Annotated in this window: 13 protein-coding genes; all 13 read right to left on the reverse strand. The window is 34.0% G+C overall.

Going from position 1 to position 16,082, the window contains the following annotated elements:
* Positions 1 to 465: 465 nt before the first annotated feature.
* Entirely contained in the window at positions 466 to 1,611 is a 1,146-nt protein-coding gene (locus FLACOL7796_RS07945) for an FAD-dependent oxidoreductase (protein ID WP_173970278.1), read from the reverse strand.
* Between the two features lie 102 nt (positions 1,612 to 1,713).
* Positions 1,714 to 2,304: a TetR/AcrR family transcriptional regulator gene (locus FLACOL7796_RS07950; RefSeq protein ID WP_173970279.1), complete on the reverse strand. Its 591-nt coding sequence runs from the start codon at positions 2,302 to 2,304 to the stop codon at positions 1,714 to 1,716.
* 294 nt (positions 2,305 to 2,598) lie between these two features.
* A complete protein-coding gene (locus FLACOL7796_RS07955; protein WP_173970280.1) occupies positions 2,599 to 3,480 on the reverse strand; it encodes a L,D-transpeptidase in 882 nt (293 codons plus the stop codon).
* Between the two features lie 87 nt (positions 3,481 to 3,567).
* A complete protein-coding gene (locus FLACOL7796_RS07960) occupies positions 3,568 to 4,119 on the reverse strand; it encodes a hypothetical protein (RefSeq protein ID WP_173970281.1) in 552 nt (183 codons plus the stop codon).
* Positions 4,120 to 4,121: 2 nt separating this feature from the next.
* The gene (locus FLACOL7796_RS07965; protein ID WP_173970282.1) at positions 4,122 to 5,615 is read right to left on the reverse strand and encodes a S41 family peptidase; all 1,494 of its coding nucleotides are present in this window, start codon (positions 5,613 to 5,615) and stop codon (positions 4,122 to 4,124) included.
* Positions 5,616 to 5,652: 37 nt separating this feature from the next.
* Positions 5,653 to 6,234, reverse strand: coding sequence for an NUDIX domain-containing protein (locus FLACOL7796_RS07970; protein WP_173970283.1), 582 nt, complete (start codon positions 6,232 to 6,234; stop codon positions 5,653 to 5,655).
* Between the two features lie 55 nt (positions 6,235 to 6,289).
* The gene (locus FLACOL7796_RS07975) at positions 6,290 to 7,561 is read right to left on the reverse strand and encodes an adenylosuccinate synthase (RefSeq protein ID WP_173970284.1); all 1,272 of its coding nucleotides are present in this window, start codon (positions 7,559 to 7,561) and stop codon (positions 6,290 to 6,292) included.
* Between the two features lie 95 nt (positions 7,562 to 7,656).
* A complete protein-coding gene (locus FLACOL7796_RS07980) occupies positions 7,657 to 8,115 on the reverse strand; it encodes a Fur family transcriptional regulator (protein ID WP_029268726.1) in 459 nt (152 codons plus the stop codon).
* A 90-nt stretch (positions 8,116 to 8,205) separates the two neighbouring features.
* A complete protein-coding gene (locus FLACOL7796_RS07985) occupies positions 8,206 to 10,428 on the reverse strand; it encodes a RelA/SpoT family protein (protein ID WP_173970285.1) in 2,223 nt (740 codons plus the stop codon).
* A gap of 1,030 nt (positions 10,429 to 11,458) precedes the next feature.
* Complete coding sequence (locus FLACOL7796_RS07990) at positions 11,459 to 12,997, reverse strand: serine hydrolase (RefSeq protein ID WP_173970286.1); 1,539 nt, start codon at positions 12,995 to 12,997, stop codon at positions 11,459 to 11,461.
* A 16-nt stretch (positions 12,998 to 13,013) separates the two neighbouring features.
* On the reverse strand, positions 13,014 to 13,805 hold the full coding sequence (locus tag FLACOL7796_RS07995) for a TrmH family RNA methyltransferase (RefSeq protein ID WP_121318600.1): 792 nt from the start codon (positions 13,803 to 13,805) through the stop codon (positions 13,014 to 13,016).
* 210 nt (positions 13,806 to 14,015) lie between these two features.
* On the reverse strand, positions 14,016 to 15,101 hold the full coding sequence (locus FLACOL7796_RS08000; protein WP_173970287.1) for a phosphoglyceromutase: 1,086 nt from the start codon (positions 15,099 to 15,101) through the stop codon (positions 14,016 to 14,018).
* 57 nt (positions 15,102 to 15,158) lie between these two features.
* Positions 15,159 to 16,082, reverse strand: a 924-nt coding sequence (locus FLACOL7796_RS08005) for a hypothetical protein (RefSeq protein ID WP_173970288.1), incomplete at its 5' end; no start/stop codon positions are given.

Consider the following 16,082-nt stretch of genomic DNA (forward strand, 5'->3'; position numbering starts at 1 on the left):
TATTGGTGCTAATCCTTTTAGTATTTTTAATTTATTAAAAAAACTATACGGAGTAAAACGGAAGCAAATTCAATTAGATGAAGTTGAAATACTGATTAGTTGAAAATGATATAAATAATAAAAAAAGGCATAAGATTTAGTTTCTTATGCCTTTTTATTTTGCTTATTTTTTAGGAGCTAATCCCGCTATACGTTCCAATCTTTTATTTTTTTAAAGGAAAAAAATAAAAGGATTTCCACTTCTATCGGGGCTAGAATCAGTTTTCATAATAATGTTTATCATTTAGTTGCTATTACGAACAGTAACCAAAATCTTGTCATCCTGAACAAAGGATCACACTCGGAAATAACTAAAGATTGGCAACATTCGACGAAAATCATTTCGAAACGACTAAATGAAATTTAAAGCAATATTCGATTCAGATTAAATGAACTTATATCCCTTATATGGTAAAAGAAAAAGTATCAAACTCCACCACGGCTATTTAATATCTTTTCTGTTGTAACATCAGAATGCAGCAATATCTCCATTTGATAGGTTGTGCGTTGCGCTTCAAGAGCATAACCACGCATTTTTTCTTCATAATCGTCAATGGCCTCCTGAAGCGTTTCGAATTGTCCGTTGGTTAGATTCTCTGTTAATTGATATGCGTCCATTAAACCCATATTAACTCCTTCGCCAGCAAATGGTGGCATTAAGTGAGCTGCATCGCCTAAAAGCGTAATGTTTGAATGTTGTTTCCATGGTTCTTCCAAAGAAAACAAACGCAATGGTAATCCTGAAAAATCTGTAGAAGCTGCGAAGAATTTTTTATAATCATCATTCCAGTTTTCAAACTTTTTGTTCAGAAAAGCAATAACCGAAGCATTATCGTCAAAATCGATTCCGTTGTTTAAAACCCAATCTTCATTTGCTTTAAAAGAAACGCCAAAATGTACCGAACCATCACGTAATGTATGCGTGTAAAACATTTTTTGTTCTCCCATTGCCATTACATTTCCGTCGCCATATTTAGGTTTAAAGTCAGGATAATCATGATCCGGATTTTCAATTTCTCCCTGAATAATATAAGTTCCTGAAAGTTGAGGTTCCTGATCTGTGAAAAATTTTCTGGCGTTTGATCTTCCTCCATTTGCAACAATTACAAAATCGGCAATTGTTTTGGTGCCATTTTTAAATTCTAAATGATACTGATCCTCGATCTTCTCGATTTCTGTCAATTGACTGTTCCAGACTACTGTATTTTCCTGTAGGTTTTCAAGCATTATCTTTCTCAAATCGTTTCTGTCAATCTCAGGTCTTGCATAAGCATTCTCTTCAGTCGGCATTTCTTCAGAAGTGATGTTTCCGTGCATATCGGCCATTTTTTCTCCGGTTGGTCTTGCGTACTGATAAAATTCATCCATCAAATCAGCCTTTTGTATCGCTTTTTGCCCCGTGTCCGAATGTATGTCCAGAGTTCCGCCAGAAGTTCTGGCTTGTGCATTAAGATCTCTTTCGTAAACAGTAACATCCGCACCGTTAATTTGTAAAATTCTTGCTGTTGTTAATCCAACAGGCCCACCGCCAATAATGGCAATTTTTTTATTTTTTATAATTGAAGTATTCATTTGATTTTATATTTAATTGATAATGTATTGATTGAGTTTTTTTTGAATTTAAATTTGATATTGTAATTGACATTGATATTGCCATTGAAATTGATTTTTCACTTAAGGGGCCAAAGCCTTTATTACCAAATTAAAAGCTTCATCCCTAATTTTCTGACTGAATTCAAAAGGTTTCCCCGACATTGATTTGCCTTCTCTGTGAAGTTCTAAAAGAGAATAAAGTGATCCGTAAGCGATGCTCCAAAAAACTTCGAAAGTGATGGGAAGAAGTTCTTTTTTCTCGATAGATTTAGTAATAAACTTTGTCATTTCTTCCTTAAAATCAGTTGTAATTTCAGAAAATATAGATTCCCCGTAAGTAGAATGTTTTAAAAGTTCGATGCAATCAGTTTGAAGGGGGAAATTTATAGTAAACTTAGATCTGTTGTCCCATTGTTTACGCAAGCCATCCACAAACGACATTTCTGAAGAAAATCCAACCAGCATTTCTTCAAAGAAATTTTTACCCATTTCGACTCCAATTTTCCTGATAAGATCTTCTTTGTCCGAATAATAAATATAAAGTGTCGCCACAGAAATTCCGCATTCTTTTGCCAATCTGTTCATGCCAAAACCTTCTACGCCTTGTGAAACCAGCATTTCAATGGCTTTTTGTTTGACAATTACTTCCTTATTTACATCTCTCGTTCTCATAACTTTGATTAATTATGGTACAAAGATATAAATAATAAATGAACGTTCGCTTATTAATTAACAAAAAAAGGTTCAAAGGTGCTAAGGTTCTGAGGTACTAAGGTTTTTCTCTACTTTTTGAATAGGCTCTAGCTTTCGCTGGAGATAAGAAATGGAAAAGGGCTTTAGCTAAATTCAATATGCAGATTAAAACAACTTTACGTCTTAGCGCCTTTGTGGCAAAAACAAAAAAAAACTGCTAAATACAATTCGCCAAAATTGTAATAGCAGCTTTTTCCTTGGATAACAATATTTTTACGGAGTTGCGGTTTGTTCCGCTTCTCTAAGTTTTTGATTTTCTAAAATCTTTTGAATAAATGGTTTTGCTTGATTTTCTATTTCATCTTCTGAAATATCCAATGCTTTTGGATCTTTTACTAACTCGAACCATGGTTTTGGACCGTCAAAATTATAACTTCCAAAAACAATTACCGGAGTTCCTTTTACTTTTACATTTTCCTTGTCTTTTAAGATCCATTCGTCGGCAAATTTATAAAGGAATTTGGCGTCATTTTGTTGTAATCGTAAGCAAGAATGTGATGCAGGATAACCTGGTAATGCATATTCGTGAAAACCAACACCAAGTTTATTTTCAATATTAAAGTTCCATTTTAAGTCCCATTCGTCGTTAAAAGTACTCGTTGTTTTTTCAGCTTTCCAATTGGTGAAGAATAATCCAGTTGGAGTAGGATCTTTTTTTCTTCCCATATTGGTTGGGCCTGTATAGACTAATTCTCCATTTTCGTAAGCGGCAAATGCCTGGGTAGGATAAGAGAAAATAATTACTTTCGAAATTTCTTCTAAAGCAGTTACATGCAAAGGAAACGGAAGATAGTAAACAATATCGCCTGTAAAATCTGCAGGAACAACAACTGAATCTAATTTTGCAAAATTGGCTTTATCAGTTCTGTTTATCGCATAAGCAATACGAAGTTTAGCGCTGTCAGATTCGTTTGTTTTTAGCCATTCTTTTGTTTTCACAAATTGATATGAAGTCGTTTTTGGTTTTGTGTGTTCAATTGATTTTTTAGGTTTTGCTTTTTCTTTAGTTTCAGTCGATTCATTTTTTTTACATGAACCTAATAAAACTAATAGTAATACAAGTACGATATTGGATGTGTAATATAACTTTTTCATAAACTGGTTTTTTTTAGTATTGTAAAGTTATTTTAATCATCGCGAAAATGGCTTACACAATTTTTTGAATTGTTTATTTGATTTTCATTAGGTAATAACATTCATTTGAAACATATCATCAATTATAATTTTGAAAAGTTTCAATAATGAATTTAAATCTTTTAAATCCTTTATCTCACCATCTGCAAAATACGATAATTCGAATTCGTTTGCAGGAAGCTCTTGTTCCCAAATTCCTTTTTGAGTTGATATTTGGATATTTACATCTTTTATAGATGACATGAGGTCTCGTAACTCTTTATTTCGCAATAATGTTTTTATCTTAAATTCGTTATTGCTTTTAATGGTAAAAGCTTTGTCGAAATCAGGATAACCAATTTCTACATCTTGCGCCCCAAATAGTTTTTCAATTTTTCGAATAAATCCTTCACGATATATTTCAAATTTAAAATTATCTTTTAAAGTAATCGGAACAACAACTCTGGTCATTTCAGTGCTATATTTTCCTGACCAAAGTGTATAATTATCAAAAGTAATTTTCCAGTTTTTATATTCTATTTCGTTAGAGTCAGATTGCCAGGAATAACCTTCCTTGAAGTTACCATTTGTTTCTTTTGCGAATTCTTGCCAAATATTCATCCTTACTTTTTCTCAATTAATTTCAAAGTATACTCCATTTGCGCATCTCTATTTTGCATAAAATCATCAAAAGTTTGTGAAATTTTATAATCGGGAATTACACCGCGTCCAAAAATCTGATTGGATTTTTTAGGAACATCCTGTTCTAAATTTACGATAGAAAACTGTGTTTTTATTTTTGTGTTTGGCAATTCGTATTCAATAGGAGTATGGCCATTGTGTCCGTAATAACCTCCCATTGTTTCTTCGCCAATAACAATTGCATTGGTTTTTCCTGCAACTAACGACGCAAAAAGAGATCCTGCCGAAGCTACTCTTGGACTTATTAATAAATAAACCTGACCTTTGAAGGTATTTTTATCTGGTTGTAATACGCGATTGAATTTTGGATCCTGAGAATGTATTTTGCCTTTTAAAATTGGATATTCCTCTTTTAGTTCGGCTTCAAAATCATTTTTTTCTTCCAGCTTTTTTTCAGTCTCAGTCTCTTCGTAAACAAAGTAGGGAAGAAATGGAATTTTCTGAAAATTGATATAGGCGCTTTTATTTTCGCGATATGTTTTTTGAGTCAGGTAAGAGAAAGTTACAAGATCGTTAGGATCTGATCCGCCGCCATTATTTCTAACGTCTACAATAAGGTTTTTTATTTCAGGATGTACAGAAAGCATCTGGAAACAGCTGTCAAGATATTTTCTGTAAGCTATATGTTCTTTGTCTTCTGCATTATCTCCAATGGCAAAAGTGTGAACGGTGAGCAAAGCAGTATTTTTAGAAAAAATCTTAAACGAATATTTTTCTTTTATCTTGCTGTAGAATAAACTGTCAGAAGGAAAAGAATGACGATTTTTGAAGCGCTCTTTTCTTTCATCATTAGCAATACTATTAATACTTTTAGAAAGCTTTTCAGTTTGGTTTGGGAGTGAATATTCAACTAAAAACTTTTCTTTTGGTCCGTATTCCATTTCGTAATATCTCGCAAAAACAGCATTAATCCCAATTACTTTTCCTGATGTATTATAGCCATCTGTGGTGTAATATTTGTAAAACGAACGTACGATTTTGTTTATGGTAGTTCCGTTAATGCTAAAAATTTGTGAGCCTAACGGAATCTCGTCGTTTTTAAAATTGACGATCATTTTGTTTTCGATCAATTTTACAGGAAGAGGAAAAAATACTTTTTCTGATGCATATCTGTTTTTATATGCATCAGGAAGAGTAGTGGTATTGTGTACACTGCCTTCGAAATCAGTGATTTTGAGAATAATTTTGTAAAAATCCATTACCTCTCGTGGATTTTTTAATTGCGAAAATGCCCAATTATAAATACTGTCAATTTGTTTTTTAGTGCGGTATTTGTAAACACCTGAGTTTGCTTTTTCTCTAATTTGTCTAAAAATAGTAAGATCTTGTTTTAGTTGTTCTGCCGGAATTTTTTCGTTTTGAGAGAACAGCAGAAATGGGAAAATTAGAAAAAATACAATCTTAAATTGGGTCATATAAAGGTCTTTTTACAAACCTAAAAATAGTGAAAAATTAAATCAAATTTTTAATTTTAGCGTGCTGCAACAATAAAATGGTTTTGGCATCTGTAATTTCACCGGATTCAATCATGCTGTATGCTTCTTCAAAAGTATATTCAAGAACTTCGATATTTTCCTGTTCAGCGTCTAATCCGCCGCCATCATTTACTTTCATCGTTTCGTCGTATTCTCCAACAAAAAGATACAAAATCTCTGTTACAGAACCTGGCGACATATAAGTTTCGATTACTTTCTCCACTTTTTTTAAGCGGTAACCTGTTTCTTCTTCGGTTTCGCGAATAACAGCCTGTTCAGCATTGTCTTGATCCAGAAGTCCTGCGCAAACTTCGATCATCATTCCGGTTTTGTTTCCGTTAAGATAAGTTGGTAAACGAAACTGGCGCGTTAAGATTACTGTTTTCTTAGCTGAATTATACAATAAAATTGCGGCTCCGTTACCTCGGTCATACACTTCACGAATATGAGATTCTACTTTGCCATCTTTCTTCTGGTAATCAAAAGTTACTTTGTTTAGTATATACCAATTGTCTGATAATAATTTTGTTTCAGTAACTTTAATTTCTGGATTTTTCATAATAAGAAATCTTTTGTATAAAAAAACGCTCTGGTTATCAGAGCGTTTAGAGGTATTATTTTGTTATTGTTTGCTTTCTGTCTGGTCCAACAGATACAATCTTAATTGGCACGCCAACTTCAGCTTCAATAAACTCAATATATTCTTTTAGCTCAATTGGTAATTGCTCATAAGTAGTCAATCCCGTTAAGTCAGCTTTCCATCCTTTAAATTCTTTATAAACAGGAGTTACGTTTTCCGGCTCGATGTTATAAGGAAAGTGAGAAATGTTTTGGCCTTTATAGTTGTATTCTGTACAAACTTTTAGAGTTTCGAATCCAGAAAGAACATCGCCTTTCATCATCATTAACTGAGTAACTCCGTTTACCTGAACAGCATATTTTAAAGCTACAAGGTCTAACCATCCGCAACGTCTTTGTCTTCCTGTTACAGATCCAAATTCGTTACCCACTTTTGCCATAGTAGCACCAACTTCGTCAAAAAGTTCAGTAGGAAATGGTCCGCTACCAACACGAGTAACATAAGCTTTAAAAATTCCGTAAACTTCTTTGATTTTGTTAGGCGCAATTCCTAAACCAGTACAAGCTCCGGCAGCAGTAGTATTTGATGAAGTTACGAAAGGATAAGTTCCAAAATCAACATCTAATAAAGAACCCTGAGCTCCTTCGCATAAAATAGATTTACCCGCTTTTTGAGCCTGGTACATATATTCTTCACTGTCAATAAAATCTAATTTTTTTAATTCTTCGATAGCTTCAAAAAACTCTTTTTCAAGTTCAGCTAAGTTGTATTGAATCGCTACGTCATAAAAAGCAATCATTGCTTCGTGCTTGTCAGCCAATGCTCTGTAACGTTCTTTAAAATCTTCTAATTCAATATCTCCAACACGTAAACCGTTTCTACCAGTTTTGTCCATGTAAGTTGGCCCAATTCCTTTAAGAGTAGAACCAATTTTTGCTTTTCCTTTAGATGCTTCAGATGCTGCATCTAATAAACGGTGAGTTGGTAAAATTAAGTGTGCTTTTCTTGAAATGATCAATTTGCTTTTGATATCAAGGTTAAATTTCTCTAAACCTTCAATTTCTTTTTGAAAAACTACCGGATCTATTACAACACCATTACCAATGATGTTGATTGAATTTTTATGAAAAATTCCAGAAGGAATGGTTCTAAGTACATGTTTGATTCCGTCAAATTCTAATGTATGTCCTGCGTTTGGTCCTCCTTGAAAACGTGCAATAATATCATAATTAGAGGTAAGAACGTCAACAATTTTCCCTTTACCTTCATCTCCCCATTGTAATCCTAGTAATAAATCTACGGTCATTCTGTTTTAATTTGCGTTGAGGCAACCCGAGTTGCCCTACTGATTAATGTAGTTAATTTTCTTTTTTTTTATTTTTTGAATAATTCCTTTACGGATTATTGTTTTTGTTTTTTGTTTCCGTAGAAATACAATGAATGATTCGTGATTTCGATATCAAATATTTCTTCGATTGTTTTTTTGATGGTTTGAATTCTTGGATCGCAAAATTCAATCACCTCACCAGAATCAGTCATGATAATATGGTCATGCTGTTTATCAAAATATGATTTTTCGTAGTAAGCCTGATTTTGCCCAAATTGATGTTTTCTAACCAAAGCGCAGTCTAACAATAACTCGATCGTGTTGTATAATGTAGCTCTACTCACACGATAGTTCTTGTTTTTCATCTTGATATATAAGTTTTCTATGTCAAAATGTTCTTCGCTATCGTAAATTTCCTGAAGTATAGCATAACGCTCAGGAGTTTTGCGATGCCCTTTTTGCTCAAGATACATTGTAAAAACATTTTTTACAATTTCTTGATTTCTAGTGTTGTCAGTTGAAATGAGTGTCATATCCGGCAAAGATAATTTTTTATTTTTAATGAATAAAAGTTTCGGGTTTAAAGTTTAGTTATAAATCCCCTATAGATAGGTTAAAAAAGTTTAAGTTCTGTACTCTCTCGTTACTTTATCAACCCCATCAATTTTTTTAATCGCATTAATCATTTTCTTTAAAATGGTATTATTCTGAACAATAACCGCAATCTGACCATGAAAAATTCCGGCATCTGTACTCAACGAAATGCTCTGAATGTTCACGCTCATATTGTTCGAAATTACCCTTGTTAACTGATTGGTAAGTCCTAAAACATCCATTCCTGTAATATTGATAATGGCCTTGAATTCTTCCTGAGATGAATCGATCCATTTGGCACTCATAATGCGATACGCATAGTTGGATTGCATACCAATCGCATTCGGACAATCTTTTTTATGAACTTTAATTCCTTCATTTATAGTTACAAATCCAAAAACATCATCTCCTGGAATTGGGTTACAACAAGGCGAAAGTTTGTAATCTAGTTTGTCATGCTCAGTTCCAAAAACCAGCATGTCATAATTACTGCTCATAACCGGTTTATGAATGTCTTCTGCGGCAGTTGTTTCTTTATTTCTTTTGATTTTATTTTTAAAGAAATTGATAAACGTATTGCTTTTTTGAGCTGCGTAATCTTTTAATTGCTGATTTTCGATCGCTCCAATTCCAACTCTGTAAAATAAATCTAAACTTGTTTTTAGTTTAAAAAAGTTTACTAATTCGTTGATAACTTGTTCGTTGATCGTTATTTTTAAATGTCTCAGTTTTCGGGTAAGTAATTCTTTTCCTTCTTCTGCAATTTTTTTAGTGTTCTCGTTAAGAACGTTTTTGATTTTTGTTTTAGCCCTTGAAGTCGTTACATATTCTAACCAGTTTACCGTTGGTTTTTGGTTCGCCGAAGTAATAACTTCCACCTGATCACCACTTTTTAATTCGTGATTCAAAGGCACCAAACGACCGTTTACACGAGTTCCTCTGGTTTTAATTCCAATTTCGGAGTGAATACTAAACGCAAAATCAAGCGAAGTAGCTCCTTTTGGCAACGATTTTATTTCTCCTTTTGGCGTAAAGACAAAGATTTCTTTAGAATATAAATTCATTTTAAAATCTTCTACAAAATCCACCGCATTGGTTTCCTGATTTTCCAGCGCTTCGCGAAGTAAATTCAGCCAAACATCTAAACCACTTTCTTCTGTAGCGCCGTTTTTGTATTTATAATGCGCCGCGTATCCTTTCTCTGCAATTTCATCCATACGCTCGCTTCGAACCTGAACTTCGACCCAGCGGCCTTTTGGCCCCATAACGGTAATGTGCAAAGCTTCGTATCCGGTTGATTTAGGAGAAGAAATCCAGTCACGCAAACGGCTCGGGCTTGGTCTGTAATGATCGGTTACAATCGAATAGATTTTCCACGCCACGAATTTCTCGTCATGCTGATCTGATTTGTAAACAATTCGTAAAGCAAATTTGTCGTACACTTCATCAAAACTCACATTTTGAGCGCGCATTTTACGACGAATCGAATAAATAGATTTCGGACGTCCTTTTATCACATAATCGATGCCTTCATTGTCCAGCGATTTTTTCAAAACGTCTGAAATGTCTTTGATGTAAGCATCTTGTTCTTCTTTTGTCTCCCTGATTTTGCTTACAATATCATTGTAAACAGCAGGTTCTGTATATTTTAAACCTAAATCTTCCAGTTTAGTTTTAATATTATAAAGTCCTAAACGATGGGCAAGAGGCGCGTAAATATAAAGTGTTTCTGAAGCAATTTTCGTTTGTTTGTATTCCGCCATCGAATCCATGGTTTGCATATTATGCAAACGATCTGCGAGTTTTATCAGGATTACACGAACATCATCGTTCAGAGTCAGGATCATTTTCCTGAAATTCTCCGCCTGCATCGAAGCATTCAAATCTTTTTGAACTAATGAAATCTTGGTTAAACCTTCTACTAACTGAGCTACTTTTGGATTAAACAAACGCTCAATATCCTCGACTGTCATAGGAGTATCTTCGACAACATCGTGCAATAAGGCCGCAGCAATAGAGGTCGCTCCTAAACCAATTTCAGAAGCCACAATTTTTGCAACTGCAATAGGATGAAAGATATACGCTTCGCCAGATTTACGTCTTTGTTCTTTATGTGCATCTACTGCGACATCAAATGCTTTTCGGATTAATTTTTTGTCGGTTGGACTTAAAGTCTGATAACTGATTCGAAGTAATTCTTTATACTCTTGGGCAATTGCTTTATTTTCTTTCTCAATATCTATTTCTATCATAACGGCATAGTTCAAGTACTAAAAATAAGAATAAGTTTGAATATACACAAGGGAATGAAGGGTTGATTTTAGATTTTAAATTTCTGATTTTCTAAGTTTAAGTGTAGTCCCTAACGAGACAAAAAATCATACTTATAATGCTATGGTTACCAATATGTAATCCCTAACCGGATATATTTCTTTGAAGATAATAATATAACATTTATAATCATACAAATAATGCTCCGCTAGGAACTACACATTGGTAGATAATGTTGATAGAAAAAATATATGCAAAGGTTGTTTATACTGATTATGCTCCTTTAGGAGCTACATATTGGTAGAAAAAACAAACACACCACACAATAATGTCCCGTAGGGACTACACAGATTATTGTCTACATCAATCTTTGTCAAAGTTTCAAACTTTGACAAAGATTAACGATTTTGATTGCAAGGACGGATTAATCCCGAAGTTTCGGGACATCCCTATACTATAATTTGTTCCTTCGGAACTTTTGAAAAAAAGGAGGGATGTTTTTTTTAGTTTTTCGATAATGTGACCACAATCTTGTCATCCTGACGAAGGAAGGATCACACGCGGAACTCGACAAAGATTGACGATTTTGATTGCGAGGACGGATTAATCCCGAAGCTTCGGGACATCCCTACAATATAATTTGTTCCTTCGGAACTTTTGAAAAAAAAGGAGGAATGTTTTATTTTTTAGTTTTCGATAATGTGACCACAATCTTGTCATCCTGACGAAGGAAGGATCACACGCAAAACTCGACAAAGATTGGCGATTTTGATTGTGTCCCGAAGCTTCGGGATAGTGTGATCCTTCCTTCTTCAGGATGACAATTAGACGAAAACATTATTATGAAAATGATTGCCCTAGCCCCGATAGAAGAGGAAATCCTTTTGTGGCGGTGTTCTCCACAAAAGATTGCAACGTATAGCGGGATTAGCTGCTTAAAAAAAGAACTGATTTTATCATAGAAACAGGAATGAAAAGATTCAGTTGATAACTGCGACTAAGACCTAAAAACTACTCTTTCGAAAAATCCAAATCCTGAAAATCGTAACTAAAATCAGTTAATTCAGAGATTGGAAGCATTTTTAAGTTATTGGCTTTTCCGTTTTGATCGTATTTGAAAAGTAAATGCGCATCGGCATGAAAAAAGGCATTATTCCATTTTACGACATAATTCCCATCTTTGTAGAAAAAGACTTCACCAACGAGTTGTGGCGAACGTTTTGAAGCAAAATAGATCTTTCCTTTTTTCTCTATTATTGTAACTTCTCCAAACCAATTGTCTTTGTAAGTTCCGGTTATTTTAGAGAAATCAATTTTTAGCTTGTCTTTTTTATTTTTGGCAACCGTCGCCCAAACTTCATCTGTTACTTTATCAGCCGATGCTTCGCTGGCTTTTACGCGATTGCTGTAAGTTGTTACGTAATCTTCGGGTTTAATGCCTAGATAGCTGTCTTTTATGGTATTGGTGATCGCGCTAAAAGCCGCTCCGGATTGCTGATTCGTTAAAACAATAATTCCTAAACCTATTTCGGGAATTAAAGTCGTTTGCGTTACATTTCCTTCTAAACCACCGGTGTGCGAAACTTGTTTATATCCTTTTACATCACTTAAAAACCAACCTAAACCATAACCTGAAAAATGGGTATTGTAAGGAGGTTTTGTTTTTGCCGGAATAATGGTTTGCAATTGCCACATTTCGTCGTGTTCTTTCTCAGAAAATAATTGTTTGTTATCGCCATATTTACCGTTGTTGATTTGCAGAATTGCCCATTTACTCAAATCATTTACACTTGAATAAATCCCGGCTGCTCCGTCAAAAAGCTGGTTTTCGTAACGTTTTATCGTTTTTAGTTTTCCGTCAATTGGTACGTGTGGCGTGATTACGTTTGTAGTATCTTTTAAACGTTTTACAGAAGCTACACTATTGTTCATTTCAAGCGGTTTCATGATGCGTTCTTCGACAAAATCTGCCCAGGTTTTTCCGCTTACAACATGCACAATTTCGCCCGCAATAATGTACATCAAATTGTCGTAATCGTATTTGGTTCTAAAACTCGAAACGGGTTTTAAATATCTTAAATTATGAACAATATCCTGCGCTTTAAAATCGCTTCCGTCAGGCCAGATCATCAAATCTCCCGCTCCAAGTCCGAGGCCGCTTCTGTGCGTTAATAAATCGCGAATCGTGAATTCACGGGTTACAAAATCATCATACATTTTAAAATCCGGAAGATATTGTACGACTTTATCATCCCATTTTACTTTGCCTTCATCAACCAGCATCGCAAGTGCAGCCGTTGTAAAAGCTTTACTGTTTGAGGCAATTCCGAAAAGGGTATTGGCATCTACTTTTTGTTGCGTAACGACCGATTGTACTCCGTAACCTTTTGCCAGAACTACTTTTCCGTCTTTTACAATGGCAACGGCGATTCCCGGAACATCAAAAGCTTTTATCGTACGATTGACCAATTCATCTACTTCCTGATTACTGATTTGAGCCGAAACTGAAAAAGAAAATAATAAGGCTAAAACGGATAATTTATAACTCATAATTTTTAATTTAAAATTAATTAAATCCTCTTTGACGTTTGGCTTCAAAAATTAAAATAGCGGCAGCAACCGAAACGTTCATGCTGTCGATTTCGCCCTGCATTGGGATAATGATATTTTGGGTTGCAGCATCACGCCAATCCTGTGTTAATCCTGTAGCTTCTGTACCCACAACCAAAGCCGTTGGAGTAGTGAAATCCTGTGTATGATAAGAGGTTGAATTTTGTAAAGTAGCACAGTAAAAATCGATCTTTTTTTCTTTCAGAAAAGCAATGATTTCAGCTGTTGTTCCTGTGGCGATTTGGTTGGTAAACAAACAACCAACGCTGGAGCGAACAATATTGGGGTTGTATAAATCGCTTTTTGGGTTTGCAATTAAAACTGCATCAAGATTTGCGGCATCGGCAGTACGTAAAAGCGCGCCTATGTTTCCTGGTTTTTCTGGCGCTTCGGCCACAATGATCAACGGATTATCAGATAATTTTAAATCAGCTAATGACATCGATTTGGTTTTGGCTATAGCCAAAATACCTTCAGTGGTGTCGCGATATGCTAGTTTTTGGTAAACTTCTTTATTGATTTCGATTAATGAAACTGGCGTATTGACCAATTTATTAATCTGACTTTCAGTAACCAATTCGGGTAAAAATAAAACGGTTTCTATTTCGTAACCGCCTTTTATAGCTAGTGAAATTTCGCGTAAGCCTTCAATTAAAAATGTTCCGGTTTGTTTTCGGGCTTTTGCCTTTTCTTGTAGTAAAACGAGTGATTTTATAAACGGATTTTGTATTGAAGTAATTTGTTTCATTTTTTAAGTTACTTAGGTTCTGAGGCGCTAAGGTACTGAGATTTTTTTTAAAATAGGTTCAAAGTAGCAAAGGTTCAGAGGTTGAGAGGCTTAAAACGATGTAAAAAAAGTTTGCCACGAATTTCACGAATTTGCACTAATTTTTTATTCGCATTGAATCAAATATTAATTCGTGAAAATTCGTGGAATTTGTGGCAAAAAAAAGTCTTATTATTTCTTTACTATTTCTGTAATTTCTTGGGCAACAGGATGTGAAGCTGTAAAAGTGTATCCCATAATTTTGGCGATCGTTTGTGCAATTTGGTTTTGATACAATTGCCCTTGAGTTTTAAGTTCGCCTTTTGCTGCAATTTCCGGTCCCATTGCGGCAACCCAGATTTCAGACGCTCCGGCAACATCAGAACCGTGATCTGTCCATTGTTTCTTTTTCTTGTCGCCACGACCATGATCAACGGTGATCAATAAAGTAGTTTTGTCTTTGTATTGCGGATCGCTTTGTACAAACTCCCAGATTTCTTTAATCCATTTATCAACCTGATTAGCAGCATCAAGATACGATCTGTATTGTCCTGAATGTGCCCATTCATCAGTCTCTCCGTAAGCAATGTAAAGTACTTTTGGTTTGTTTGTTTTAAGTTCATTTAGCGCTTGATAATGCGTAAAAACATCCAGACATTCATCATCATGAAAAGGTTTGTATGAGTTATCGCGCATGGCATTGAGCAATTTTTGAGTTTCGGTCGGGTTATTTCCTCCAATACTATCAAAGGCCGAAATTACCGGAAAACCGCTTCTTTTTTCGTTCAAAATTCTGTCAAATGCATTCCATGCACCAAAAGCGTTTACTTTACCATTTAAGCTTGGTTGTTGGTTCAAAAACTCCAAAACATTTACATTCGGATTGTCTTTATAACCATTAGAATTTATGGCATTATCTGCATTTCCGGTCATCATTTCGCTATATCCGGGATAACTAAACCAGTATCTGTTAGTAACATCGACTTTATTTCCTAAATCGCGATTACCATAAATTTGGCCTTTTGAAACTATTTCAGACCATAAAAAAGGCATTATTTTCTGGCGTGCTTCTGCAATGTCGGCACTTCCGTATTTTTTGTAAATATAAGTTCGGTCTCCCTGATTGAATCTTTTATTGTCGGCGATTTCTTTGTCCATTCCCTTAAAAACTTCCTGCCATCTAAAACCGTCTGTGGTGATAATAATGATGTTTTCTGTTTTTTGTGCGTGAGACAAAAGGCTTGTAAAAAATAATGTGAGTGCAATTAATTTTTTCATTGTATGAGTTTCAAAGTTGAGACAAAAGGGTTTGAAATTTATTACTGAAATATTTTTTTATTCTATTTCATTAAACGAATTTACTTTGTAAAGTAATCGAAGTTTAATTGGGTCTTTTTTTGAATTTGGGTATTTCTCGCTGTTAACTCTTTGTTCAAAAATTTTCATGATATCTAAATCTAAATCATCTTTAACAGCATAAATTATTTCGTTTTTTTTCTTTTTTAGTTCAAATTCGACCATTAGCTTACCTGATTTTAATGAGTTTTTAAATAATTCATTAAATATTTCATCTGTCTTTTTTATAAGTAATTCTATGTCTTCAAAAGAAATGTTTGCAGCTAATTCTTCATCAGAATTTAAAAGCATAATCTTTTCTAGAGATGTTTCTTTTTTTCCTTTAGATACAGAATCAATTTCTTTTCCGTTTTGATATTGTTTATAGGCAACTTGGCTTGTATTATTTTGATCTGGAGCTTTATCTAACCATAATAATTTTAAATCTTTTTTTAATAAATTCAAAATATAATTATTTCCCTTACTTTCTACAATCAACAATGGTTCTTCGATATCAAATGATATTACAGACCAGTAATATTTTAACTCGTTTTCGTTGGCTTTTCTAATAATATAATCCTGAGAAATTTCGTTTCTAAATTCATCCCATATTATTTTAGATCCCACAATATCCTGACTCATTTTGCCATCTAATATTGTATCATCTACATGAAATTGAATTGCTTTGCCTTCTACTTTTTGTATTTTCTGATTGTCTTTAAATTTTCTCCATAATTCAGGGCCAATTATTAGATTGTTCTGTAGTATTTTATAATCACTATTGGCAGATAAATTATTTTCTATTAGTTTTTTTGCTTTTTCAATTAATTTAGCGTCAGCGTATTTATAGACTACACCTTTTGGAATAGTTATATTTTCTGTCTTTTGTGCATTAGATAAAAAACTATTAAAAATAAATAGTAT

The sequence above is a fragment of the Flavobacterium bizetiae genome (assembly GCF_902804475.1).
Classification (GTDB): domain Bacteria; phylum Bacteroidota; class Bacteroidia; order Flavobacteriales; family Flavobacteriaceae; genus Flavobacterium; species Flavobacterium bizetiae.

What these genes read in the sequence shown, in the direction of transcription:
- FLACOL7796_RS07945 (WP_173970278.1), bottom strand. Translation starts at nt 1,611, where the DNA reads ATGAATACTTCAATTATAAAAAATAAAAAAATTGCCATTATTGGCGGT.
- FLACOL7796_RS07950 (WP_173970279.1), bottom strand. Translation starts at nt 2,304, where the DNA reads ATGAGAACGAGAGATGTAAATAAGGAAGTAATTGTCAAACAAAAAGCC.
- FLACOL7796_RS07955 (WP_173970280.1), bottom strand. Translation starts at nt 3,480, where the DNA reads ATGAAAAAGTTATATTACACATCCAATATCGTACTTGTATTACTATTA.
- FLACOL7796_RS07960 (WP_173970281.1), bottom strand. Translation starts at nt 4,119, where the DNA reads ATGAATATTTGGCAAGAATTCGCAAAAGAAACAAATGGTAACTTCAAG.
- FLACOL7796_RS07965 (WP_173970282.1), bottom strand. Translation starts at nt 5,615, where the DNA reads ATGACCCAATTTAAGATTGTATTTTTTCTAATTTTCCCATTTCTGCTG.
- FLACOL7796_RS07970 (WP_173970283.1), bottom strand. Translation starts at nt 6,234, where the DNA reads ATGAAAAATCCAGAAATTAAAGTTACTGAAACAAAATTATTATCAGAC.
- FLACOL7796_RS07975 (WP_173970284.1), bottom strand. Translation starts at nt 7,561, where the DNA reads ATGACCGTAGATTTATTACTAGGATTACAATGGGGAGATGAAGGTAAA.
- FLACOL7796_RS07980 (WP_029268726.1), bottom strand. Translation starts at nt 8,115, where the DNA reads ATGACACTCATTTCAACTGACAACACTAGAAATCAAGAAATTGTAAAA.
- FLACOL7796_RS07985 (WP_173970285.1), bottom strand. Translation starts at nt 10,428, where the DNA reads ATGATAGAAATAGATATTGAGAAAGAAAATAAAGCAATTGCCCAAGAG.
- FLACOL7796_RS07990 (WP_173970286.1), bottom strand. Translation starts at nt 12,997, where the DNA reads ATGAGTTATAAATTATCCGTTTTAGCCTTATTATTTTCTTTTTCAGTT.
- FLACOL7796_RS07995 (WP_121318600.1), bottom strand. Translation starts at nt 13,805, where the DNA reads ATGAAACAAATTACTTCAATACAAAATCCGTTTATAAAATCACTCGTT.
- FLACOL7796_RS08000 (WP_173970287.1), bottom strand. Translation starts at nt 15,101, where the DNA reads ATGAAAAAATTAATTGCACTCACATTATTTTTTACAAGCCTTTTGTCT.